General features: G+C 71.8%; 18 protein-coding genes and 1 pseudogene. 13 read left to right on the plus strand and 6 right to left on the minus strand.

Annotation, left to right across the window (positions count from 1 at the left end; translation table 11 throughout):
* Window positions 1–11: 11 nt before the first annotated feature.
* Complete coding sequence (locus AQI88_RS02215) at window positions 12–1,313, minus strand: lipase family protein (RefSeq protein WP_244184011.1); 1,302 nt, start codon at window positions 1,311–1,313, stop codon at window positions 12–14.
* A 181-nt stretch (window positions 1,314–1,494) separates the two neighbouring features.
* On the opposite strand from AQI88_RS02215, the gene AQI88_RS02220 reads away from it, so the two are divergent.
* From AQI88_RS02220 to AQI88_RS02230, 4 genes and pseudogenes are all read left to right on the plus strand, one after another.
* Entirely contained in the window at window positions 1,495–2,304 is an 810-nt protein-coding gene (locus AQI88_RS02220; protein WP_066991612.1) for a DUF817 domain-containing protein, read from the plus strand.
* 114 nt (window positions 2,305–2,418) lie between these two features.
* On the plus strand, window positions 2,419–3,513 hold the full coding sequence (locus tag AQI88_RS02225) for an Ig-like domain-containing protein (protein WP_244184012.1): 1,095 nt from the start codon (window positions 2,419–2,421) through the stop codon (window positions 3,511–3,513).
* Window positions 3,514–3,592: 79 nt separating this feature from the next.
* A pseudogene (locus AQI88_RS48745) lies at window positions 3,593–3,730 on the plus strand (hypothetical protein); the annotation flags it as partial.
* A gap of 387 nt (window positions 3,731–4,117) precedes the next feature.
* Window positions 4,118–5,503 carry a glycoside hydrolase family 16 protein gene (locus tag AQI88_RS02230; protein ID WP_066991615.1) on the plus strand — a complete coding sequence of 462 codons (1,386 nt, stop codon included), beginning with the start codon at window positions 4,118–4,120 and terminating at the stop codon, window positions 5,501–5,503.
* Between the two features lie 19 nt (window positions 5,504–5,522).
* Here AQI88_RS02230 and AQI88_RS02235 read toward each other — a convergent pair whose 3' ends face one another.
* A complete protein-coding gene (locus tag AQI88_RS02235; RefSeq protein WP_066990823.1) occupies window positions 5,523–6,425 on the minus strand; it encodes a helix-turn-helix domain-containing protein in 903 nt (300 codons plus the stop codon).
* 146 nt (window positions 6,426–6,571) lie between these two features.
* Here AQI88_RS02235 and tkt point away from each other — a divergent pair, with 146 nt between their 5' ends.
* The 7 genes from tkt to AQI88_RS02270 are packed head-to-tail and all read left to right on the plus strand — an operon-like array spanning window position 6,572 to window position 15,462.
* The gene (tkt, locus tag AQI88_RS02240) at window positions 6,572–8,647 is read left to right on the plus strand and encodes a transketolase (protein WP_066991618.1); all 2,076 of its coding nucleotides are present in this window, start codon (window positions 6,572–6,574) and stop codon (window positions 8,645–8,647) included.
* Between the two features lie 19 nt (window positions 8,648–8,666).
* The gene (gene tal / locus AQI88_RS02245) at window positions 8,667–9,809 is read left to right on the plus strand and encodes a transaldolase (RefSeq protein ID WP_066990825.1); all 1,143 of its coding nucleotides are present in this window, start codon (window positions 8,667–8,669) and stop codon (window positions 9,807–9,809) included.
* On the plus strand, window positions 9,809–11,401 hold the full coding sequence (gene zwf / locus AQI88_RS02250) for a glucose-6-phosphate dehydrogenase (protein ID WP_066990828.1): 1,593 nt from the start codon (window positions 9,809–9,811) through the stop codon (window positions 11,399–11,401). The genes tal and zwf overlap by 1 nt, the downstream gene beginning before the upstream one ends.
* Complete coding sequence (gene opcA, locus AQI88_RS02255) at window positions 11,398–12,324, plus strand: glucose-6-phosphate dehydrogenase assembly protein OpcA (protein ID WP_066990832.1); 927 nt, start codon at window positions 11,398–11,400, stop codon at window positions 12,322–12,324. Before zwf ends, opcA begins: the two co-directional genes overlap by 4 nt.
* Window position 12,325: 1 nt before the next feature.
* Window positions 12,326–13,978 carry a glucose-6-phosphate isomerase gene (pgi, locus tag AQI88_RS02260; RefSeq protein WP_066990835.1) on the plus strand — a complete coding sequence of 551 codons (1,653 nt, stop codon included), beginning with the start codon at window positions 12,326–12,328 and terminating at the stop codon, window positions 13,976–13,978.
* Window positions 13,979–13,983: 5 nt separating this feature from the next.
* Window positions 13,984–14,862, plus strand: a complete 879-nt coding sequence (gene gnd, locus AQI88_RS02265) for a phosphogluconate dehydrogenase (NAD(+)-dependent, decarboxylating) (protein ID WP_066991621.1) — start codon at window positions 13,984–13,986, stop codon at window positions 14,860–14,862.
* A 6-nt stretch (window positions 14,863–14,868) separates the two neighbouring features.
* Window positions 14,869–15,462 (plus strand): histidine phosphatase family protein, encoded by a 594-nt coding sequence (locus AQI88_RS02270; RefSeq protein ID WP_066990838.1) that lies wholly within the window; start codon window positions 14,869–14,871, stop codon window positions 15,460–15,462.
* Between the two features lie 21 nt (window positions 15,463–15,483).
* Here AQI88_RS02270 and AQI88_RS02275 read toward each other — a convergent pair whose 3' ends face one another.
* From AQI88_RS02275 to AQI88_RS02285, 3 genes are all read right to left on the minus strand, one after another.
* Entirely contained in the window at window positions 15,484–17,373 is a 1,890-nt protein-coding gene (locus AQI88_RS02275) for an ArnT family glycosyltransferase (protein ID WP_066990841.1), read from the minus strand.
* 172 nt (window positions 17,374–17,545) lie between these two features.
* A complete protein-coding gene (locus AQI88_RS02280; RefSeq protein ID WP_066990844.1) occupies window positions 17,546–19,324 on the minus strand; it encodes a bifunctional sugar phosphate isomerase/epimerase/4-hydroxyphenylpyruvate dioxygenase family protein in 1,779 nt (592 codons plus the stop codon).
* 88 nt (window positions 19,325–19,412) lie between these two features.
* Window positions 19,413–20,294, minus strand: a complete 882-nt coding sequence (locus AQI88_RS02285; protein ID WP_066990847.1) for a shikimate dehydrogenase — start codon at window positions 20,292–20,294, stop codon at window positions 19,413–19,415.
* A gap of 163 nt (window positions 20,295–20,457) precedes the next feature.
* Between AQI88_RS02285 and AQI88_RS02290 the strand changes: the two genes are divergently transcribed.
* Both AQI88_RS02290 and AQI88_RS02295 read left to right on the plus strand, forming a co-directional pair.
* Window positions 20,458–21,123 carry a TetR/AcrR family transcriptional regulator gene (locus AQI88_RS02290; protein WP_066990850.1) on the plus strand — a complete coding sequence of 222 codons (666 nt, stop codon included), beginning with the start codon at window positions 20,458–20,460 and terminating at the stop codon, window positions 21,121–21,123.
* A gap of 183 nt (window positions 21,124–21,306) precedes the next feature.
* Window positions 21,307–22,665 carry an MFS transporter gene (locus tag AQI88_RS02295; protein WP_066990852.1) on the plus strand — a complete coding sequence of 453 codons (1,359 nt, stop codon included), beginning with the start codon at window positions 21,307–21,309 and terminating at the stop codon, window positions 22,663–22,665.
* Window positions 22,666–22,725: 60 nt separating this feature from the next.
* Here the strand turns inward: AQI88_RS02295 and AQI88_RS02300 are convergent, their stop codons facing one another.
* Window positions 22,726–23,067: a VOC family protein gene (locus tag AQI88_RS02300; protein WP_066990854.1), complete on the minus strand. Its 342-nt coding sequence runs from the start codon at window positions 23,065–23,067 to the stop codon at window positions 22,726–22,728.
* Window positions 23,068–23,081: the final 14 nt, after the last annotated feature.

Consider the following 23,081-nt stretch of genomic DNA (forward strand, 5'->3'; position numbering starts at 1 on the left):
CGGTGCACGGGTCAGCAGTTCCCGGTGTCCGCCTTGCCGTCGAACCGGTCGCCGAGCCAGTGCACCACGTCGCCGACCGCCTGGGCGTCACCGGTGAGGTGGTCGCCCACGTACGGCGCCCAGCGAGTGGTGATGCCGGCATCGCAGTAGGCGCGGCGGGTGGCGCTCGCCATCTGCGCGGGGATCACCTCGTCCAGCAGACCACGGTACTGGAACACCGGGAAGCCGATCTCGTAGCGGGCACCGGATCCGGGGGTGCCGACCCCGACGCCCAGCTTGTTGGCCTCGACGGCGTCGCCCCAGGTGGTGCCGTCGGAGCCGCGCAGGGCGTAGATCCGGTCGAGCGTCAGCCCGTCCTTGGTGTACTGCTCGATCCGTGCGAGCGGGAAGCGGCTCACGGTGCCGAGCGCGCACAGCGACTCGGCGTCCTTGACGGCCTTGCGGCCGCTGTCGTTGAGGAGGTCGTCGAACGGCATGTCCGGATGGGTGACGGACAGACCGATGAACGCGTCCACCAGGAACCCGGCGAAGAACTGACCGTCGAGGTTGCTCGCCACCTGCTTGAGGTCGGCGGGGATCCCGCCGGAGGCGGCGCCGACGACCTTCAGCCCGGGGGCGTACGACCGGGCCAGCTGGGCCGCCCACAGGCTGCCCGAGCCGCCCTCCGAGTAGCCCCAGATCCCGACCCGGGCGTCGGGGCTCACCCCGGTGCCGGGCACCCGGGAGGCCGCGCGGGCCATGTCCAGGGCGGCGTGACCGGCCTCGGCCCCGGAGGCGTACGGGTGGACCTGGCCGTCCATGTAGCCCTGACCGTCCGTCGCGGCGAGGGCGTAACCGGCGTTGAGCAGCGCCGCGATGTTCGGGCCCTCGTAGGCGTCCTGGTACTGGCCCGCGAGTTGTCTGGAGAACGCGCACTGCCCGCCGATACCGAGGGTGCCGGGCACGAACGCGACCAACGGCCGCTCGCCCGGTCCGGTCCACGGCTTCTGCGGTACGACGACGGTGCCGACGACGGAGACCGGCCGGCCCCGCCCGTCGGTGGAGCCGTACTGCACCTTCCAGGCGTTCAGCGCGGGGCCGCCGATCACCATGGGCAGCGAGTCGACCTTGCGGCAGGCGACGACGGCGCCCGGTGCGGCGGTGGCGCGGTCCGGGGGCCGGTAGATGTCGGCGTCCGCGGCGGAGCACGCCTCGGGCGTCCCGGCCGCCGCGGTCACCGCCGGCGCCGCCAGCAGTCCACCGAGCAGACCCGCGGCGGCGAGCAGTGCGGCTCTCCTCGGCAGCGGCTTCCTCGACCTGTGGGAGATCACCACTTCAGAGCGTCCCTTCTGTGGGGTGAAGAGGTACGTGAAGCTGAGCAGACGGCGAGGTTACGGAACCGTAGGTAAGCGCTGATAGTTAAAGGACGACGAACCGGCGGGGGGAGGGCTGTGTGCCGGTGACTAGCGTGGCGTGGCAACCGGATCGGGGCCCGGCGTCGTCCTCCCGATCACCATGCCCACCACAAACCCGGCCGGTCCCCCGGCCTCCCCCGTCGGCCAGCTGCTCGATTTCACCTGGACACAGACCCGGGCCTGCGCCTTCGCCATCGCCCTGCTGTCCGGGGTGGCGGTGTCCCGCCTGCTGCCCCCGCTGCCGGTGGCCCGCTACGACCTGCTCGTCGGCTACGGCGTGCTCCTCACGCTGCTCTTCTGGCGGCGCGGCTGGGAGAGCGGACGCGATGTCGCCGTCATCGCCGCCTGCCATGTCATCGGTCTCGCCTTCGAGCTGGTGAAGGTCTCGCTCGGCTCGTGGAGCTACCCGGAACCGGCCGTGCTGAAGTTCGCGGGCGTCCCCTTGTACGGGGGCTTCCTCTATGCGGCCGTCGGCAGCTACGTCTGCCGGGCCTGGCACCTGTTCGACCTGGAGCTGACCCGCTACCGGCCGCGGGCGACGGCCCTGGTGGCGGCCGCCGTCTACGTCAACTTCTTCAGCCACCACTGGCTGCCCGACGCCCGCTGGCCGCTGGCGGCCCTCCTCCTGGCCGTCACCGCGGGCACCTGGGTGCGCTTCACGGTGCGCGGGGTCCGGTGGCGCATGCCGCTCGCGCTGGCCTTCGCCCTGATCGGGTTCTTCCTGTGGCTGGCGGAGAACCTGGCCACCTACGTGGGCGCGTGGCGCTACCCGTACCAGCTGCACGGCTGGCAGCCCGTCGACGTCGGCAAGTTCGGCGCATGGGCCCTGCTCATCAGCGTCACCTTCGTGCTCGCAGCGCTCGGCAGAGGCAATCCGGACTCCCCGCCCGAGCCACCGCCCTCCTGCTGACCGGCGGCCCGTCCTCACCGGAATCCCAGACAGCACCCCACGGATTCAAAGAGTTGCCCCGGACAAGTGGCGCACGATGCCCGGACACCGACGGACAACTCAGGAAGGCGTGTCGTGGGCGTCCCGCAGATATCGAACCGGTCCGGACAGCAGGCGCGCAGCTGGTCGCGGCGGGGCCTGCTCGCCGCCCTCGGCGCCGCGCCCGCGACGGCGGCCCTGGCAGGGTGCGGCTCCTCGGCGGACGCCTCGGCCTCCGCCGGCGGCACGGGCACCGGCGCCTCGTCGTCCGCGCGGGGTGCGACGACGAAGAAGGCGACCATCGCCGTCACGCCCGCGGCCGGCACGAAAAAGGCCGGCTTCACCAGCCCCGTCGAGGTCACCGTCACCGACGGCACGCTCGCCTCCGTCCAGGTCACGGGCAACGACGGCTCCACCCTGGCGGGCACCCTCGACTCGGCGAGGACGAAGTGGACTTCGGTCCGCAACCCCTGCTCGGGCACGAAGTACACCGTGACGGCCAAGGCGGAGGGTGCCGCCGAGGCGTCGGTGACGACCTTCACCACCCGGTCGCCCGGCGCCACGTTCGCCGGCTGCTTCACCCCCGAGGCGGACTCCACCTCCGGGGTCGGCATGCCGGTGTCGGTCAACTTCACGCACGCCGTCACCGACCGGGCCGCCGTCCAGAAGGCGATCACGGTGACCGCCGAACCGGCCGTGGAGGTGGTGGGGCACCGGTACAGCGCCACCCGGCTGGACTTCCGGCCCCGGACCTACTGGGCGCCCGGCACGAAGTACACCGTGACGGCCAACGCGGAGGGTGCCGCCGAGGCGTCGGTGACGACCTTCACCACCCGGTCGCCCGGCGCCACGTTCGCCGGCTGCTTCACCCCCGAGGCGGACTCCACCTCCGGGGTCGGCATGCCGGTGTCGGTCAACTTCACGCACGCCGTCACCGACCGGGCCGCCGTCCAGAAGGCGATCACGGTGACCGCCGAGCCGGCCGTGGAGGTGGTGGGGCACCGGTTCAGCGCCACCCGGCTGGACTTCCGGCCCCGGACCTGTTGGGCGCCCGGCACGAAGATCACCCTGAGCCTGCGGCTGAAGGACGTCGAGGGCGCGGACGGTGTGTTCGGCATCCAGCACAAGGACGTCGGTTTCACATCGGCCGCGAGCAGATCAGCACGGTCGACCTCGCCACGAAGACGATGACGGTGCGCCGGGACGGCAAGGTGGCCGCCGCCACCCGGTCACCGGCGGCGCCTTCGGCCACACCACCTGGTCCGGGATCATGGTGATCAGCGAGCGGTTCAAGCAGACCCGGATGGAGTCGTCCACGGTGGGCCTCGGCGACGAGTACGACATCCCGGACGTGCCGCACGCCCAGCGACTGACGGCTTCCGGCACCTTCGTGCACGGCAACTACCGGGCTTCCACCGCGGTGTTCGGACACCAGAACACCAGTCACGGCTGCATCGGCCTGCACGACACCAAGGGCGCGGGCGACAGCTCCGTGGCCGGCTGCACGTTCTACGAGTCCTCGATGCCCGGCGACGTGGTGATCGTCAGGAACTCCGGCGAGACGACCGTCGACCCGGCCAACGGGCTCAACGGGTGGAACCTGTCGTGGCCGAGTGGAAGGCAGGGAGCGCGCTCTGACGCGCAGGCGGCTTCACCGGGTGAACTCCACCGGGAAACAAGGACTTTCTTTGTTTCAACTCTTGACGACCTCGGTGCCGGAGAGCACATTGGGCCCACTTTGAGAGCGCTCTCACACCAACCCGCGCACCTACTCCGTACCCGAGAGGCACCCCCCATGAGTGACACCTCCGGCATACCCGGACGGCGGCGAGCCGTCGTCGCCGTCCTCGCCACGCTCGGCCTGGCGGTCACCGCCGCCACGGCCGCCACCCTCCCCGCGAGCGCCTCCGCGCCCACACCCCCGTCGGGCTGGACACAGGTCTTCCTGGACGACTTCAACGGCTCCGCGGGCTCCGGCGTCAACACGTCCAACTGGCAGTACGACACCGGGACTTCGTATCCTGGCGGCCCCGCCGACTGGGGCACCGGCGAGGTCGAGACGATGACGTCCGGCACGAACAACGTCTCGCTCGACGGCAACGGCAACCTGCACATCACCCCGCTGCGCGACTCGGCCGGCAACTGGACCTCGGGCCGCATCGAGACCACCCGCACCGACTTCCAGCCCCCGGCCGGCGGCAAGCTGCGCGTCGAGGCGCGGCTCCAGATGCCGAACGTCACCGGCACCGCCGCCGAGGGCTACTGGCCGGCGTTCTGGATGCTGGGCGCGCCCTACCGCGGCAACTACCAGAACTGGCCGGGCGTCGGCGAGCTGGACGTCATGGAGAACGTCCAGGGCCTGAACAAGGTCTGGGCGACGATGCACTGCGGCACGAACCCGGGCGGCCCCTGCAACGAGACCACCGGCATCGGCAACTCCACCGCGTGCCCCGGCACCACCTGCCAGTCCGGCTTCCACACCTACACCATGGAGTGGGACCGCTCGGTGAGCCCCGAGGCGATCCGCTTCTACGTCGACGGCGTCAACTACCACACGGTCACGGCCGGTCAGGTCGACGCAGCCACCTGGGCCAACGCCACCAGCCACGGCTTCTTCGTCATCCTGAACGTGGCGATGGGTGGCGCCTTCCCGGCCGCGTTCGGCGGCGGCCCGACCGGCGCCACCGAGTCCGGCCACCCGATGGTCGTCGACTACGTCCAGGTCCTCCAGTCGAGTGGGAGCGGTACCACTCCCCCGCCCTCCGGCAACCGGGACGCCTACAGCGCCATCCAGGCCGAGTCCTACGACAGCCAGTCCGGCGTGAGCACCGAGTCCACCACGGACACCGGCGGCGGCCAGGACCTCGGCTCTCTCGCGAACGGTGACTGGGCGCTGTACAAGGGCGTCGACTTCGGCTCCACGGCGGCCACCCAGTTCCACGCGCGGGTGGCGAGCGGTGCCGCGGGCGGCGTGAGCGGGCTGGTCGAGGTGCGTCTGGACAGCCGCAGCAACGCCCCCGTCGGCAGCTTCGCTCTGGCCGACACCGGGGGCTGGCAGACCTGGAAGACGATCCCGGCGAACATCAGCCCGGTGACCGGCACCCACGATGTGTACCTGACCTTCACCAGCGGCCAGCCGGCCGACTTCGTGAACGTGAACTGGTTCGACTTCGGCCACTGAGCACCAGGCCGGGCCGCTTCTAACGGAGTTCCGCCCGGAACCCCACCGGCGTCTGACCGGTGTGCAGATGGAAGAACTTGGAGAAGTTCGCCGCGTCGGGGAAGCCCACGGCCGCCCCGACGCGGCCGATCGGCATGTCCGTATGGGCGAGGAGGCGCTTGGCCTCCAGGATCACCCGCTTGTCGATGAATCCCTTCGGTGTCTCGCCGGTGGCCGCACGGACGGCGCGGACGAGGGTACGGCGGGAGTAACCGAGCGCGTCGGCGTACGCGCTGACGCTGTGGTTGGCGGCGAAGCCCTGCTCCACCGCGTCCCGGAAGAGGGTGAAGGTGGTGTCCTGCTGCCGGGAGGCCTCCGCCGAGCTGGCCGCGAGATGGGCGAGGCGCAGCAGGAACGCGGTCAGGGTGTGCCGCAGGACGGCCGTGTGCAGGCTCAGCGGGAGGGTCGCGGTGTCCTCGTACTCGCGCCGCAGCTGTTCGAGGGCGGCCCGGAGTGCGGTGAGTTGGGCCGGGTCGGGGTGCAGGAGCGGCGGCAGGTCGTAGCGGTACAGGCCGGTGGCCTCGACGGTGGCACGGGGCAGGAAGCCGGGCTGCATGGTCAGGACGGTTCCGCGGTACTCGCTCGTGCGTGAGAACCGGTGGACCTGCCCGGGGCGGATCCACAGCAGGTCGCCGGCCGTGGCCCGGTACTCGGCGAAGTCGATCATGTGCCGGACGGGGCCGCCGGTGAAGAGCATGACCACATGGAAGTCGATGCGGTGGACGCGGTGCAGCGGGGCGTCGGAGTGCCAGGTGCGGTCGCTCCCCATGGGGCCGATCTGCATGCCGACGCCGCCGACGGCCAGCTCGGCCGGGAAGGGGAAGGTCCTGATCCCGTCGCCGTCCATGCCGTCGCCACCGGCTTGGGATGTTCTGTCCGCCATGTTCTTTTCGTGCCGTCCCTGTCGCGCGCTCGCTGTCCCAGATTCACCACAGGCTGACACACCCCGACCTTCCCCCGAAAAAGTCAGACTTTTAAGTTTGAACGCGTCCGGCCAGCAATCACGCATTGAACGAGGACTTCTTGAAGATGAGCACGCAGACACCCGACGGCTTCGAGTGGACTGACCTCGACCGGCGTGCCGTGGACACCGCCCGGCTTCTCGCGGCCGATGCCGTGCAGAAGGTCGGCAACGGCCACCCGGGCACCGCGATGAGCCTGGCTCCTGCCGCGTACACGATCTTTCAGAAGGTGATGAGGCACGACCCGGCCGATCCGGAGTGGACCGGACGTGACCGCTTCGTCCTGTCTCCCGGTCACACCTCGCTGACCCTCTACACCCAGCTCTTCCTCGCCGGGTACGAGCTGGAGCTGGACGACCTGAAGGCGTTCCGGACCCAGGGTTCCAAGACGCCCGGTCACCCCGAGTACGGGCACACCGCCGGGGTCGAGACCACCACCGGTCCGCTCGGCCAGGGCGTCGCCAACGCCGTCGGCATGGCCATGGCCGCCCGCTACGAGCGCGGCCTGTTCGACCCCGAGGCCCCCGAGGGCACCTCCCCCTTCGACCACACCATCTGGGCGATCGTCTCCGACGGCGACCTGGAGGAGGGCGTCTCCGCCGAGGCCTCCTCGCTCGCGGGCCACCAGAAGCTCGGCAACCTGGTCTTCCTCTACGACGACAACCACATCTCCATCGAGGGCGACACCGCGACCGCCTTCTCCGAGGACGTGCTGAAGCGCTACGAGGCCTACGGCTGGCACACCCAGCGCATCGCGCCCACCGCCGACGGCGACATCGACGCGCCCGCGCTGTACACGGCGCTGAGGGCGGCGCAGGCCGAGACCGGGCGGCCCTCGATCATCGCGATGCGCACGATCATCGCCTGGCCGGCCCCGAACGCGCAGAACACCGAGGCCTCCCACGGCTCCGCGCTCGGCGACGACGAGATCGCCGCCACCAAGCGCGTCCTCGGCTTCGACCCGGAGCAGACCTTCGAGGTCACGGACGAGGTCCTGAAGCACACCCGCCGGGCCCTGGACCGGGGCGCCGAGGCGCACGCGGCCTGGGACAAGCGGATAGCCGAGTGGCGCGCGGGCCGGCCGGAGCGGGCGCAGCTGTTCGACCGGGTCAGCAAGGGCGAGCTGCCCGAGGGCTGGGAGGACGCCCTGCCCGTCTTCGAGGAGGGCAAGCCGGTCGCCACCCGCGCGGCCTCCGGCAAGGTGCTGCAGGCGCTCGGCCCGGTGCTCCCGGAGCTGTGGGGCGGCTCCGCCGACCTCGCCGGGTCCAACAACACCACCATCGACAAGACCAGCTCCTTCCTGCCCGAGGGCAACCCGCTGCCCGAGGCCGACCCGTACGGCCGTACCGTCCACTTCGGCATCCGCGAGTTCTCGATGGCCGCGGAGATGAACGGCATCGCCCTGCACGGCAACACCCGCATCTACGGCGGCACCTTCCTGGTGTTCTCCGACTACATGCGCAACGCGGTGCGGATGTCGGCGCTGATGCAGCTGCCGGTGACGTACGTGTGGACGCACGACTCCATCGGTCTCGGCGAGGACGGCCCGACCCACCAGCCGGTCGAGCACCTGGCCTCGCTGCGCGCGATCCCGGGTCTGAACGTCGTCCGCCCGGCGGACGCCAACGAGACCGCGATCGTCTGGGCCGAGATCCTGAAGAGGCACGCCACCGACCCGGCCCCGCACGGGCTCGCGCTGACCCGCCAGGGCGTGCCGACGTACGCGCCCGACGAGGACGCGGCCAAGGGCGGCTACGTGCTGCGCGAGTCCTCCACCGAGACCCCGGAGGTGATCATCATCGCGACCGGCTCCGAGGTGCAGCTGGCCGTCGCCGCGCGGGAGCAGCTGGAGGCCGGGGGGATCGGTACGCGGGTGGTGTCGATGCCGTCCGTGGAGTGGTTCGAGGAGCAGCCGCGGTCCTACCGCGAGCGCGTCCTGCCGCCGTCCGTGAAGGCCCGGGTCGCGGTCGAGGCCGGCATCGGTCTGACCTGGTACCGGTTCGTGGGCGACGCGGGACGGATCGTGTCCCTCGAACACTTCGGTGCCTCCGCCGACGCCAAGACCCTCTTCGCCGCCTTCGGCTTCACCCCCGAGAACGTCGCCGCCGCTGCCCGCGAGTCGCTGGCCGCCGCGCGCGCCTGACACCGACGCGACCAGAAAGATGATCACTGTGACCGAAGCAATCGCGACCCCCGGAGCCCTCGGGCGCCTCGCCGACGAAGGCGTCTCGATCTGGCTGGACGACCTGTCGCGCAAGCGGATCACCTCGGGCAGCCTGGCCGAGCTGGTGCAGAGCGGGGGCGTCGTCGGCGTCACCACCAACCCGTCGATCTTCCAGGCCGCCATCGGCTCCGGCGAGGGCTACGAGGAGCAGCTCGGGGACCTGGCCATGCGTGGTGTGACGGTGGACGAGGCGGTGCGGATGATGACGACCGCCGACGTGCGTGCAGCCGCCGATGTTCTGCATTCTGCATACACCGCCTCCGACGGCCGTGACGGCCGTGTCTCCATCGAGGTCGACCCCCGCCTCGCCCACCGCACCGAGGCGACGGTCGCCGAGGCCAAGCAGCTGGCCTGGCTGGTCGACCGCCCCAACGTGATGATCAAGATCCCGGCGACCCGGGCGGGTCTCCCGGCGATCACCGAGGTCATCGGCCTCGGCATCAGCGTCAACGTGACGCTGATCTTCTCCCTGGCGCGCTACCGCGAGGTCATGGCCGCCTACCTGGCCGGCCTGGAGAAGGCCCGCGAGCGGGGCCACGACCTGTCGAAGATCCACTCCGTGGCCTCCTTCTTCGTCTCCCGCGTGGACAGCGAGATCGACAAGCGGCTGACCGTCCTCGGCACCGACGAGGCCCTCGCGCTCAAGGGCCGGGCGGCACTCGCCAACGCGCGGCTCGCCTACGAGGCGTACGAGGAGGTCTTCGCGTCGGACCGCTGGGCCGCCCTCGCCGGGGACGGGGCGAACAGGCAGCGCCCGCTGTGGGCCTCCACCGGTGTGAAGGATCCCGCCTACAAGGACACGCTGTACGTGGACGAGCTGGTCGCGCCCGGCACCGTCAACACGATGCCGGAGGCCACCTTGAAGGCCACCGCCGACCACGGCGAGATCACCGGCGACACGGTGACCGGCGGCTACGCCGAGGCCCGCGCGGACCTCGCCGCCGTCGAGCGGCTCGGCATCTCCTACGACGAGGTCGTCCAGCAGCTGGAGGACGAGGGCGTCGCCAAGTTCGAGACGGCCTGGCAGGACCTGCTGGACGCCGTCACCAAGTCCCTGGACAGCAAGGGAGTTGACGCGTGATGACGACCAAGGCTCCGGAACCCGAGACGCCCGCCGCCGAAGAGGTGCGCGTCCCCGTCGTCCCGGCCACCGACTGGGTGAACCCGCTGCGGGACGCCCGCGACCGTCGGCTCCCCCGTATCGCGGGCCCCTCCGGTCTGGTCATCTTCGGTGTGACCGGCGACCTGTCCCGCAAGAAGCTGATGCCGGCCGTGTACGACCTGGCCAACCGCGGCCTGCTGCCGCCGGGCTTCTCGCTGGTCGGCTTCGCCCGCCGGGACTGGGAGGACCAGGACTTCGCGCAGGTCGTCCACGACGCGGTGCGCGAGCACTCGCGGACCCCGTTCCGGGAGGAGGTGTGGCAGCAGCTCGCCGAGGGCATGCGCTTCATCCCCGGCGACTTCGACGACGACACCGCCTTCAAGCAGCTGAAGCAGGCCGTCGAGGAGCTGGACGCCTCCCGCGGCACCGGCGGCAACTTCGCCTTCTACCTCTCCGTCCCGCCGAAGTTCTTCCCCAAGGTCGTGCAGCAGCTGAAGAAGCACGGCCTGGCCAGTCCGCCGGGGGGTTCCTGGCGGCGCGCGGTCATCGAGAAGCCGTTCGGCCACGACCTGACGTCGGCCCAGGAGCTGAACGCGGTCGTGCACGACGTGTTCGAGCCCGACCAGGTCTTCCGCATCGACCACTACCTCGGCAAGGAGACCGTCCAGAACATCCTGGCCCTCCGCTTCGCCAACCAGATGTACGAGCCGATCTGGAACCGCAGTTACGTCGACCACGTGCAGATCACCATGGCCGAGGACATCGGCATCGGCGGCCGGGCGGGCTACTACGACGGCATCGGGTCGGCCCGTGACGTCATCCAGAACCACCTGCTCCAGCTGATGGCGCTCACCGCCATGGAGGAGCCGATCGCGTTCGACGCGGAGGCGCTGCTCACCGAGAAGCTGAAGGTGCTCAAGTCGGTGCGGCTGCCCCAGGACCTGGGCAAGCACACCGTGCGGGCGCAGTACGCGGCCGGCTGGCAGGGCGGCGAGAAGGTCGTCGGCTACCTCCAGGAGGAGGGCATCGACCCCCGGTCGAAGACCGACACCTTCGCGGCCGTCAAGCTGGGCATCGACAACCGCCGCTGGGCGGGCGTCCCCTTCTATCTGCGCACCGGCAAGCGTCTCGGCCGCCGGGTCACGGAGATCGCGGTGGTCTTCAAGCGGGCCCCGCACTCCCCGTTCGACTCCACCGCGACCGAGGAACTGGGCCAGAACGCGATCGTCATCCGCGTCCAGCCCGACGAGGGCATGACCGTGCGGTTCGGCTCCAAGGTGCCGGGCACCTCGATGGAGATCCGGGACGTGTCCATGGACTTCGCCTACGGCGAGTCGTTCACCGAGTCGAGCCCGGAGGCGTACGAGCGGCTCATCCTGGACGTGCTGCTCGGCGACGCCAATTTGTTCCCCCGTCACCAGGAAGTGGAAGAGTCCTGGAAGATCCTCGACCCGATCGAGGAGTACTGGGCGGCGCACGGCAGGCCGGCGCAGTACCCGTCGGGCACATGGGGTCCCGAGGAGGCAAACGAGATGCTCGCACGAGACGGACGGAGCTGGCGCAGGCCATGAAGATCGACCTGACCGACACCACGGCAAGCAAGATCAACAAGGCGCTGGTGCAGGGCCGCCGCGCCATCGGCACCCCGGCCGTGGGCATGGTCCTGACGATGGTCATCGTCACGGACGAGGAGAACGCCTACGACTCCATCCGGGCCGCCGAGGAGGCCTCGCACGAGCACCCCTCGCGGACCCTGGTGGTCATCAAGCGGCACGCCCGCACCCTGCGCGACCGCACCACCTCCCGGCTGGACGCCGAGGTGCGGGTCGGCTCCGAGGCCGGCACCGGCGAGACGGTCGTGCTGCGCACCTACGGCGAGGTGTCCGACCACGCCGACTCGGTGGTCCTGCCGCTGCTGCTGCCGGACGCCCCGGTGGTCGTGTGGTGGCCGGTGGACGCGCCGGACACCCCCTCGAAGGACCCGCTGGGCGCGCTCGCCCAGCGCCGGATCACCGACCTGTACGCGGTCGAGCGGCCGATGGAGGTCCTGGAGACCCGGGCCCGCAACTACGCTCCCGGCGACACCGACCTCGCCTGGACCCGGCTCACGCTGTGGCGGTCCATGCTGGCCGCCGCCCTGGACCAGGCCCGGACGAAGGTGACGTCGGCCGCCGTGGAGGCCGAGGCGGACAACCCCAGCGCCGAACTCCTCGCCCGCTGGCTGGAGGCCCGCCTGAACGTCGCGGTCAACCGCGTGGTCACCGCGGGCCCGGTCGTCACGGCCGTACGCCTGGGCACCGCGACCGGCGAGATCGTCATCGACCGGCCCGAAGGGCCCCTCGCGACGCTCACCCTGCCCGGCCAGCCGTCGCGCACCCTCGCCCTGAAGGTCCGCTCCACCTCCGAACTCATCGCCGAGGAGCTGCGCCGCCTCGACGCCGACGAGATGTACGCCATCGCCCTCAAGGGCGAGGCCACCAAGGAGAACGCCTGACATGTCCGACGCACCGTCAGACACCCCCGAGCTCACCCGCAGGCCCGAGTGGACGGCCCTCGCCGACCACCGCGCCGAGGGGCAGCCGCACCTGCGTGAGCTGTTCGCGACGGACCCCGGCCGCGCCGAGCGGTACGTCGTGCGGGCCGGCGATCTGCACATCGACTACAGCAAGCACCTGATCACCGACGAGACCCTGGCCCTCCTCCAGGAACTCGCCACCGCCACCGGCGTGTTCGCGCTGCGGGACGCCATGTTCCGCGGCGAGCGCATCAACATCACCGAGAAGCGGGCCGTGCTGCACACCGCGCTGCGCGCCCCGCGGGACGCGGTGGTCGAGGTGGACGGCGAGAACGTCGTCCCGCACGTGCACGCCGTCCTGGACAAGATGGCCGGCTTCGCCGAGCGGGTCCGCTCGGGCGAGTGGACCGGCCACACCGGCAGGCGGATCCGCAACGTCGTCAACATCGGCATCGGCGGCTCCGACCTCGGTCCGGCGATGGCGTACGAGGCCCTGCGCGCCTACACGGCACGCGAGTTGACGTTCCGATTCGTGTCGAACGTGGACGGCGCCGACCTGCACGAGGCCATCCGCGACCTGGACCCGGCCGAGACCCTGTTCATCGTCGCGTCCAAGACCTTCACCACGATCGAGACGATCACCAACGCCACCTCGGCCCGCTCCTGGCTCCTGAAGGGCCTGGACAGCGACGAGAAGGCGGTGGCGAAGCACTTCGTGGCCCTGTCGACCAACGCCGAGAAGGTCACCGGGTTCGGTATCGACCCGGACAACATGTTCGAGTTCTGGGACTGGGTCGGCGGCCGGTACTCCTACGACTCCGCGATCGGTCTGTCCCTGATGATCGCCATCGGCCCGGACCGCTTCCGGGAGATGCTGGACGGCTTCCGCATCGTCGACGAGCACTTCCGCACCGCGCCCGCCGAGTCCAACGCGCCGCTGCTGCTGGGCCTGTTGGGCCTCTGGTACAACAATTTCTTCGACGCCCAGTCGCACGCGGTGCTGCCGTACAGCCACTACCTCTCCAAGTTCACCGCCTATCTCCAGCAGCTGGACATGGAGTCCAACGGCAAGTCGGTGGACCGGGAAGGCCGCCCGGTGGACTGGCAGACCGGACCGGTCGTGTGGGGCACGCCCGGCACCAACGGGCAGCACGCCTACTACCAGTTGATCCACCAGGGCACCAAGCTCATCCCGGCGGACTTCATCGGCCTCGCCCGGCCCGTCGCCGAGCTGAGCGACGAACTGGGCGGCCAGCACGACCTGTTGATGGCCAACTTCTTCGCCCAGACCCAGGCCCTCGCCTTCGGCAAGACGGCCGAGGAGGTCCGTGCCGAGGGCGTGCCCGAGGAGCAGGTGCCGCACCGCACCTTCCGCGGCAACCACCCCACCACCACGATCCTGGCCGCCGAGCTGACTCCGTCCGTACTCGGCCAGCTGATCGCCCTCTACGAGCACAAGGTGTTCGTGCAGGGCGCGGTCTGGAACATCGACTCCTTCGACCAGTGGGGCGTGGAGCTGGGCAAGGTCCTCGCCAGGCGCATCGAGCCCGCCCTGACCATGGGCGCCGACGTGCCCGGCCTCGACCCGTCCACCACGGCCCTCGTCGCCGCCTACCGCAACTTCAGGAAGTGAACGACATGCAGCTCGGTCTCATCGGTCTCGGCAAGATGGGCGGCAACATGCGCGAGCGGATCCGCCGCGCCGGCCACACCGTCATCGGCTACGACCGCAACCCCGAGGTCTCCGACGTCAAGAGCCTCAAAGAACTCGTCGCGAAGCTGGACGCGCCGCGCACCGTCTGGGTGATGGTCCCGGCCGGCACCGCCACCCAGACGGTCATCGACGAGCTCAAGGACCTGCTCTCCCCCGGCGACGTGGTCGTGGACGGCGGCAACTCCCGCTGGACCGACGACGAGAAGCACGCCGCCGAACTCGGCATCAAGGGCATCGGCTTCGTCGACGCGGGCGTCTCCGGCGGCGTGTGGGGCCTGCAGAACGGCTACGCGCTCATGGTCGGCGGCGACAAGGAGCACGTGGACCGGCTCCAGCCGGTCTTCGAGGCGCTCAAGCCGGAGGGCCCCTACGGCTACGTCCACGCCGGCCGGGTCGGCGCCGGGCACTTCTCGAAGATGGTCCACAACGGCATCGAGTACGCCATGATGCAGGCCTACGCCGAGGGCTGGGAGCTCCTTGAGAAGGTCAACTCCGTGGACAACGTCCGCGAGGTCTTCCGCTCCTGGCAGGAGGGCACCGTCATCCGCTCCTGGCTGCTCGACCTCGCGGTCAACGCCCTGGACGAGGACAAGCACCTGGAGCAGCTGCGCGGGTACGCGGAGGACTCCGGCGAGGGCCGCTGGACGGTCGAGGCCGCCATCGACAACGCGGTGCCGCTGCCCGCGATCACGGCGTCCCTGTTCGCCCGGTTCGCCTCGCGTCAGGACGACTCCCCGCAGATGAAGATGATCGCGGCGCTGCGCAACCAGTTCGGCGGGCACGCCGTAGAGAAGAAGGACTGAGCAGCCGTGGGGGACCTCCTGCTGGTCCGCCACGGTGAGACGGAGTGGAGCCTGTCGGGACAGCACACCAGCTGGACCGACCTGCCCCTGACCACGCACGGCGAGGAACAGGCCAAGTCCCTCGCCGCACTCCTCACCGGACGGACCTACGCCCTCGCGCTGACCAGCCCGCTGGACCGCGCGATCCGCACCGCCGAACTGGCGGGCCTGACCGGGGCCGTACCGGAGCCCGACCTGCACGAGTGGGACTACGGCGGCTACGAGGGCGTCACCACGGTCGACATCCATCGCGCCCGCCCCGGCTGGGACCTGTGGACCGACGGCGTGCCGCCCGGCCCCGAGGGCCATCCCGGCGAGTCGCCCGAGCAGGTCGGGGCGCGCGCCGACCGGGTGCTGGCCCGGGTGGACGCGGCGCTCGCCGCGGACGGCGGTGACGTGATCCTGGTCGCGCACGCCCACTTCCTGCGGGTGCTCACCGCCCGCCGGCTGGGTCTGCCGCCCGCCGAGGGCCGCCTGTTCCAGCTGGCCACCGGCACGGTCAGCCGGCTCTCCACGGAGCACGGGCGGCCGGTCGTCGCCGAGTGGAACCGACGCGCGTAACAGCCCTTCCTGCGGCCCGGGTCACCTCGTGTGATCCGGGCCGCAGTGGTACAGCAGCCGGGTCCGGTCGCCGGGGTCGTAGGCGGCCGGCGGGACGAGCGTGCAGTGGGCGGCGGTCCAGCGCACCAGGGCCCCGGCCGGGGTGCGTGCGCCGCGGGCACCGGGGCGCAGGCCGGCGCGCGGCAGGACGACGTAGCGCAGCCGCCCGGAGCCGATCAGGCGGCGGAAGGCCGCCGGTGCCGGATAGGGGACGCGGCCGGTGAAGCCGCCCATCGGCAGGACGGGCGCGTTCGCGGCGATGACGTAGGGCGCGGCGGCCTGCCACCCGGGGACGGCCTCGAGGTAACGGGCGCCGTCGCGGTGGGCGGTCAGGTAGGCGAGCAGGCGTGCGCGGCCCGCGTCGAGGGTGGACAGCGCCGGGCCGGTGCGGGTGCTGGTGGGGCCGACCCGGCCGAAACCGCCGGGCTGGTTGTAGCGCGGGGACAGGGCCGAGGCCGACCATACGGCGGGGATCAGCAGGACGGCACAGAGGCCGGCGGCGAGCGCGGCCGGCCGGCGGACACCGGCCAGGAGCAGCGCGAGCAGGCCCAGGGCCACGGCGCCGGGTGCCAGCCAGGCGAAGAAGTGCGGGTACCGGAGCGTGAGCGCCGCGCACCAGGCGACGTCGGCGGCGAGCACCACCGGCAGCATGCGGGTGCGGCGTCCCTGGACGACCCCGGCCGCGGCGAGCGCGCTCAGGGCCGCCGCGACGACGCCCATGTAGTACGTGTGGCCGGTCACGCTGCCGAAGCTGAACGCGAGGAAGAAGGTCGCCAGCCACACCCCCCACAGCAGGTGCCCGGCGAGGGCCGGGTCCGTGCGCGGCACGCGCCGCCGCCGCAGCGCCAGCAGCCCGCCGACGAGACCGAACGCGGCGAGCGGGTACAGCCAGCCCGTCTGGGTGGCGAGCCCGGGGCTGAACATCTTCCAGACGCCGTCGCCCATGCCCGGCGGTATCCGGTGGCCCCCGTGGGCCGCCCGGCTCTGCACGATGCTGCCGGTGCCGGCCGCGTCGATGCCGACGGCGTGGAACCGGGTCAGGAAGTTGTAGCCGACGACCATCCCGACCGGCGAGTCGTCGGTGGTCCCGTCGAGGTAGGGGCGGCTCCCGGACGGGGTGAGTGCGGCCACCACCATCCACGACACCGACACCGTGAGGGTCACCGCCGCGGCCAGGGCGAGATGGCCGATGCGGCGCCGCAGCGCGGCCGGGGCGGCGACGGCGTAGGTCACGGCCAGGGCGGGCAGCACCGCCCAGGCCTCCAGCATCTTGCACTGGAAGGCGAGTCCGACCCAGAAGCCCGCGAGCAGCAGGGTGCGGGGCCGGGCGCGGGCGGCCGCCCGCCAGGTGGCCTCGGCGGCCAGCAGCAGGAGCAGGACGAACGGCGCGTCCTCGGTGACCGAGCGGCCCAGGCCCACGGTCACGGGGGTCAGCGCGAGGAACGCGGCGGCGAGCAGCCCGGCCGGCACCCCGGCCCAGCGGCGCACCAGCACGTGCAGCAGCAGGACGCAGCCCACCATCTCCAGCGCCTGCGGCAGCACCAGCGCCCACGGGTGGAAGCCGAACACCAGCGCCGACAGGGCCTGCGGCCACAGGAAGCCGGGCAGCTTGTCCAGGGTGATGGAGTTGGCCGGGTCGAAGGAGCCGTAGAAGAAGGCGACCGGGTTGTCGGTCATGCTGCGCACGGCGGCCGCGTAGAAGGGGTGGTAGGCGCTGTGGCCGAGGCCCCACAGGCACAGGAGGGCGGTGAGCGCGGCGAGGGCCGCGAGCACGGGGCGCTCGTAGCGGTCGGCGGCGGTCCGCACCCCCGTGGGGGGCATGGCCGGCGGGGCGTGGCTCAGGACGAGTGGCTTGCTGGCGGGGCTCGGCATGGACGGCCTTCCAGGCATCCCGGGGATCTCGGGTCCGGGACGCTGGGCACGTCCCGGATCATGGCGAGTATCGGCCGGGGTACCGGGGCGGCGGCCGGGTCGGCGCAGGGTCTCACCGAGGTCTCACCCCGGGCACACCTGCCGCTTGGCCCGCTCTCACCGGGTACGGCCGTCAGCGCTGTTGGTGCTGTGCGGCCAGCCGGACCGGCGCGTTCGCGGCGCCGTAGCCGCGGTGGCCCGGGTCGCGCTGGACCAGTTCGAAGAAGAGGCGGCCGACGGTCTGCGTGTAGCAGTGCCGGAAGGCGCCGCCGGCGTCGCGGTCGTAGAGGATGCCGAGGTCCCGGTACGTCTCCAGCTCCCCCTCGGCGAACTCGTACCGGGCGGCGAGGTCGTCGTAGTAGTTGGCGGGGACGGGCAGCAGGCGGCCGCCCGCCGCGCGGAAGGCGCGGGCCGCGGCCACCACGTCGTCGGTGGCGAGCGCGATGTGCTGGGCGGGCGCGGTGTCGTCGGTGGGGGCCGCGCCGACGCCGAGAGCGATACGGACGCTGCCGTCGGCGTTGCTGACGGCGCGGCTGCGCAGCAGGCCGTAGGGGTCGGCGAGGTCGACGCTGTCCTGGGCGTCGAGGCCGAGGACGCTGCGGTGGAAAAGGGCCGCCTCGTCGAAGTGGTGCCAGGGCTGGGTCAGGGCGAGGTGGTCGATGCGGGTCGGGTCGGGCGCGGGTGCGGCTGCCAGGTCCTCGAAGTCGGCCCGCCAGTGCGGGGGTCCCGGGCGGCCCCTCGCGCAGAAGAACAGCTCGGTGCCGTCGGGGGCGGCCACCGCCTCCAGCGGGGCGTCCCCGGGGGCGCGGCGGCGGGGCAGGACGGGGGCGAGGAGTGCCTCGGCGCGACGGGCGGCGGCGGCCGGGGCGGCGGACTCCAGGCCGACGGCGGCCAGACGGGTGCCGTCGCGGCGGGCGGCCGGGCCGGTGTTGACCAGGATGCGGGCCTCGCCGCGCTGCCAGAGGTCGACCGGCTTGCCGCGGTGCCGGGCGGCACGGGTGAAGCCGAGCGCGGCGAGGACGGCGGTGACGGGTTCGGCGTCCGCGGTGAGCAGTTCGGCGAAGGCGATCCCGGTGGGCACGACGGGCGGCGGCAACCGCGTCGCTCCGACGGCCTCCTGGAGGAGCAGCAGGGAACGGCGGGCGTCGACGGCGGTCGGGCCGGCCTCGGCCTGGCGGAAGACGTCGTTGAAGACCTCCAGGGAGAGCGGCCCGGCGTATCCGGTGCGCAGGACGTGGGTGAGCAGGCTCTGGAGGTCGAAGCCGCCCTGGCCGGGGAAGCAGCGGTAGTGGCGGCTCCACTGCAGGACGTCCATGGCGAGCAGCGGGGCGTCGGCCAGCTGGAGGAAGAAGATCTTCTCGCCGGGGATGTCCTCGATGCCCTTGGGGTCCGAGCCGCGGGAGAGGATGTGGAAGCTGTCCAGGCAGGTGCCCAGCGCCGGATGACCGGCGTCCTCGACGATGCGCCAGGCATGCTCGTACGTGTTGACGTGCCGCCCCCAGGCGAGCGCCTCGTAGGCGACGCGAACGCCCGACTCCTGTGCGGCGTCGGCCAGTTCGCGCAACTGCTCGGCCGCGAGGGCGTCGTCGTCCACGGCCTGCGGGGACACGCTGGAGCAGACGAGGACGGTGTCCGCGCCGAGCCGCGTCATCAGGTCGAACTTGTGCCGGGCGCGGCGCAGGTTGCGTGCGAACTCCTCGGCGGGCACGGCCTCGATGTCCCGCATCGGCTGGTACAGATCGATCGTGAGGCCGAGGTCGGCACAGCGCGCGCGGATCTCCTCGGGGGCGAGCGGGCAGGCGAGGAGGTCGTTCTCGAAGATCTCGACACCGCCGAAGCCGGCACGGGCGGCAGCACTGAGCTTCTCGGTGAGGGAGCCACTCAAGGAGACGGTGGCGATGGACGTATGCATGAACGTGCTCCTCGAAAATACGGTGCTCTGCAGCGCCCCGACAGGGGCGCGGGGAACTGCGCGACAGGCCACAACCGGCCCGCACCCGTCACACGACCTGCTCAAGCCCGGCCAACTCCGCAATGTCCGCCAGCATCCGCACACTGTCCGCCTCACGCCCCGTGAACAGCCGGAACGCATCCGCCGCCTGAAACACCGCCATCCCACCCCCACCCAGAGCGGCGCAGCCACACGCCCGGGCGGCCCGCAACAGCTCCGTCTCCAGCGGCCGGTACACCACCTCGGCAACCCACAGCCCGGGGTTGAGGAGTTCCACGGGCAGGGGCAGCCCCGGATGGGCGGCCATGCCGGTGGGCGTGGCATGCACGAGGCCACCGCCGCCCTCGGCCTCGGCGAGCAGCTCCGGCAGCTGGTCCGGGGTCGCGGCGGCGGCCCGGCCAGGGCCGAAGTGCCGGTCGAGCGCGGCAGCAAGCGCGGCGGCCCGATCGGGCAGGGCGTCGACGACGGTGACGCGTCCGGCGCCGAGAGTGAGGACGGCATGGGCGACAGCCGCACCCGCGCCGCCCGCGCCGAGCTGGACGACCCGTTCCAGCGGGGCGTCCGGCAGGCCGCGCGCGAAGGAGGCGGCGAAGCCGGTGACGTCGGTGTTGTGGCCGGTGGCGCGGCCGCCGTCGAAGACGACGGTGTTCACCGCGCCCAGCGCCTCGGCCTGCGGGTCGAGCGCGTCCAGGTGCTCGATGACCAGCTGCTTGCAGGGGTGGGTAATGTTCAGTCCGTCGAAGCCCAGGTCGCGGGCTGCCCGGACGAGGTCCCCCACGGCCTCGGGCGGTACGCCGAGGGTGTCGATGTCGATCAGCCGGTACACGTACCGCAGGCCCTGACGGTCCGCCTCCCGCTGGTGCAGGGCGGGGCTGAGCGAGGGGCCGATCCCGGACCCGATCAGCCCGACGAGATACGAGTCCTTGGTCACGCGGACCTCCCGAGGCGGCACTAATGTACGAACCAGTACGTTAGCTATATCAGCCGGACGGTCCTCCCGGAAGACCCCGGCGACGGCGCCGGACCCTGCTTCTAGAATCACCGGCACGCGCGTGAGCGACCCGCTCCCCCGCCCCACGGCCCGAAGGAACCCGATGACCAGCGTCGAAGAGCCCGTACGCCCCGGCGGGCGGATGCGTGACGCCGCCCGCACCCAGGCCGAGATCCTCGACGTGGCGACGCAGGAGTTCGCGCGGGCCGGCTACGACGGCGCCCGGGTGGACGAGATCGCGGCCCGCACCCGCACCACGAAGCGGATGATCTACTACTACTTCGGCGGCAAGGAGCAGCTGTTCACGGCCGTGCTGGAGCGGGCGTACGGCGTGATCCGGGAGGCCGAGCAGCAACTGGACGTCGAGCACCTGGACCCGGTCGCGGCGATCCGGCGGCTCGCCGAGCTGACCTTCGACCACCACGAGCAGCACCCGGACTTCATCCGGCTGGTCAGCATCGAGAACATCCACGGCGCCGAGCACATCGCGGCCTCCGAGAAGCTCGGGCGGATCGGATCGCCGGCCCTGGAGGTGATCCGCCGCATCCTGGCCACCGGGCAGGAGTCCGGCCTGTTCACGGCCGATGTCGACGCCGTCGACCTGCACGCGATGATCAGCTCGTTCTGCTTCTTCCGGGTCGCCAACCGGCACACCTTCGGCGCCCTGTTCGGCCGCGACCTGGTGGATCCGGCGCAGCGCGCGCACTACCGGACCATGCTCGGCGACATGGTGATCGCCTACCTCACCGCGGAGCGGACCACGGACTGAACGCCCGGCGCTCGGCCCGGGCGCCTCCCGCACGACCTCTTGACACGGCGGAAACGCGGGCGCAACATCCCACCCACCACGACTAACTATCCAGTGGGTTAATTAGCTGCCGAGATCCGGCCCTTCGCCCCGCCGCTCACTCCACCCCTCCGTAGGGTGGAGTTCCCCCGAAGGAGCACCGCCGTGTCCGTCCCTGCCCCCGCTCCCGCCACCGAGGCCCCGCCCGGCCAGCCCTGGAAGGCCGCCACGGCCGCCTGGATCGGCAGCGCGCTGGAGTACTACGACTTCTTCCTCTACGGCAGCGCCGCCGCGCTGGTCTTCCCGAAGGTGTTCTTCGACGCCTCCGACCCGGCCACCGCGACCCTGCTGTCGCTGGCCACCTTCGGCGTGGCCTATGCGGCCCGGCCGGTCGGCGCGCTGTTCCTCGGGCATGTCGGCGACCGGCTCGGCCGCAAGAAGATCATGGTGTTCACGCTGATCCTGATGGGTCTGTCGACGTTCCTGATCGGCTGTCTGCCCACCCGCGCCCAGGTCGGCGGCCTCGCTCCGGTGCTGCTGGTGCTGTGCCGGGTCCTGCAGGGCATCTCGGCAGCCGGTGAGCAGGCGAGCGCGAGTTCCATGAGCCTGGAGCACGCGCCGCCGGGCCGGCGGGGCTTCTTCACGAGCTTCACGCTCAGCGGCACCCAGGGCGGCCAGCTCATCGCCACCCTCGTCTTCATCCCCATCGCCCAGCTGCCCGAGGACCAGTTGCTGTCGTGGGGCTGGCGGGTGCCGTTCTGGCTGAGCGTGGCGGTCGCCGTCGTCGGATACCTCATCCGGCGCAGGCTGCGCGAGACCCCGGCCTTCGCCCGGCAGGCGGCGACCGAGGGCGTGGTCCGGCTGCCGCTCGCGGTGCTGCTGCGCGAGCACTGGGCGGATGTGCTGCGGGTGATCGCGGGCGCGCTCATCGCCTCGGTGAGCACGATCTTCACGGTGTGGGCGCTGGCGTACGCCACCAGTGACGCGGTCGGCCTGTCCCGTACGTCGGTGCTGTGGGTGGGCGCGCTGGCCAATCTCGTCGCACTGGCCGCGATCCCGCTGTGGGCGATGCTGTCCGACCGGATCGGGCGGCGCCCGGTGTACCTGTTCGGCGCGGTGGGCAGCGCGGCGGCGATGGCCGGTTATCTGTGGGCGATCTCCACCGGCTCCTATCCGCTGACTCTGCTCCTCGGAGTCGTCGCCTTCGGCCTCGTCTACAGCGCCGCGAACGGCGTGTGGCCCGCCTTCTACGGCGAGATGTTCGCGACCCGGGTCCGGTTGTCGGGCGTGGCGATCGGCACCCAGATCGGCTTCGCGGTGGCCGGTTTCGCGGTCACCTTCGCCGCCGGGATCGCCGGTCCCGGGGGCGACGACTGGTCGGCGGTCGCCCTGTTCACCGCCGCTCTGTGCGTGCCGCCGGCGATCGCGGCCCTGACCGCCCGCGAGACCCGTGCGGTCCCGACGGAACTGCTGGGCGAGCGGGCGGGCCGCGAGGAGTCACGGCAGGAGAGGGTGTCGGCCTGAGACCTGACCGGCCGCCGGGGTCCCGTTGCCGCGAGGCTCCTGGGCCCCGGTGTCCCGGCGCTACGGCCGTGGGTGGCGCGGCTCGTACAGCCCGAGCCGCCCGCCGCCGGGCAGCCGGAGCGCGGTCACCCGGCCCCAGCGCGCCTCCTCGACCGGCTGGGCGAACCGAACGCCCCGCTCGGCGAGCTGCTCCCGCGTCGCCTCCAGGTCGTCGCACATCAGCATCAGCTCGTGCGACGGCTCGCCGTCGGTGGGATGGCAGGCCACCTCCGCGGGCGGCGCCTGGAAGATCAGCCATCCGTGGCCGGCGTCGACGTGCGCCCACCCGAGGACGTCCCGCAGGAAGGCCCGGTCGGCCTCGGCGTCCCGGCTGTGGATCACCACATGAGCCCCATTGATCACGAGCGGAGGCTAAT

The sequence above is a fragment of the Streptomyces cellostaticus genome (genome assembly GCF_001513965.1).
GTDB lineage: Bacteria > Actinomycetota > Actinomycetes > Streptomycetales > Streptomycetaceae > Streptomyces > Streptomyces cellostaticus.

What these genes read in the sequence shown, in the direction of transcription:
- AQI88_RS02220 (WP_066991612.1), top strand. Translation starts at nt 1,495, where the DNA reads ATGCCCACCACAAACCCGGCCGGTCCCCCGGCCTCCCCCGTCGGCCAG.
- AQI88_RS02230 (WP_066991615.1), top strand. Translation starts at nt 4,118, where the DNA reads ATGAGTGACACCTCCGGCATACCCGGACGGCGGCGAGCCGTCGTCGCC.
- AQI88_RS02235 (WP_066990823.1), bottom strand. Translation starts at nt 6,425, where the DNA reads ATGGCGGACAGAACATCCCAAGCCGGTGGCGACGGCATGGACGGCGAC.
- tkt (WP_066991618.1), top strand. Translation starts at nt 6,572, where the DNA reads ATGAGCACGCAGACACCCGACGGCTTCGAGTGGACTGACCTCGACCGG.
- tal (WP_066990825.1), top strand. Translation starts at nt 8,667, where the DNA reads ATGATCACTGTGACCGAAGCAATCGCGACCCCCGGAGCCCTCGGGCGC.
- zwf (WP_066990828.1), top strand. Translation starts at nt 9,809, where the DNA reads ATGACGACCAAGGCTCCGGAACCCGAGACGCCCGCCGCCGAAGAGGTG.
- opcA (WP_066990832.1), top strand. Translation starts at nt 11,398, where the DNA reads ATGAAGATCGACCTGACCGACACCACGGCAAGCAAGATCAACAAGGCG.
- pgi (WP_066990835.1), top strand. Translation starts at nt 12,326, where the DNA reads ATGTCCGACGCACCGTCAGACACCCCCGAGCTCACCCGCAGGCCCGAG.
- gnd (WP_066991621.1), top strand. Translation starts at nt 13,984, where the DNA reads ATGCAGCTCGGTCTCATCGGTCTCGGCAAGATGGGCGGCAACATGCGC.
- AQI88_RS02275 (WP_066990841.1), bottom strand. Translation starts at nt 17,373, where the DNA reads ATGCCGAGCCCCGCCAGCAAGCCACTCGTCCTGAGCCACGCCCCGCCG.
- AQI88_RS02280 (WP_066990844.1), bottom strand. Translation starts at nt 19,324, where the DNA reads ATGCATACGTCCATCGCCACCGTCTCCTTGAGTGGCTCCCTCACCGAG.
- AQI88_RS02290 (WP_066990850.1), top strand. Translation starts at nt 20,458, where the DNA reads ATGACCAGCGTCGAAGAGCCCGTACGCCCCGGCGGGCGGATGCGTGAC.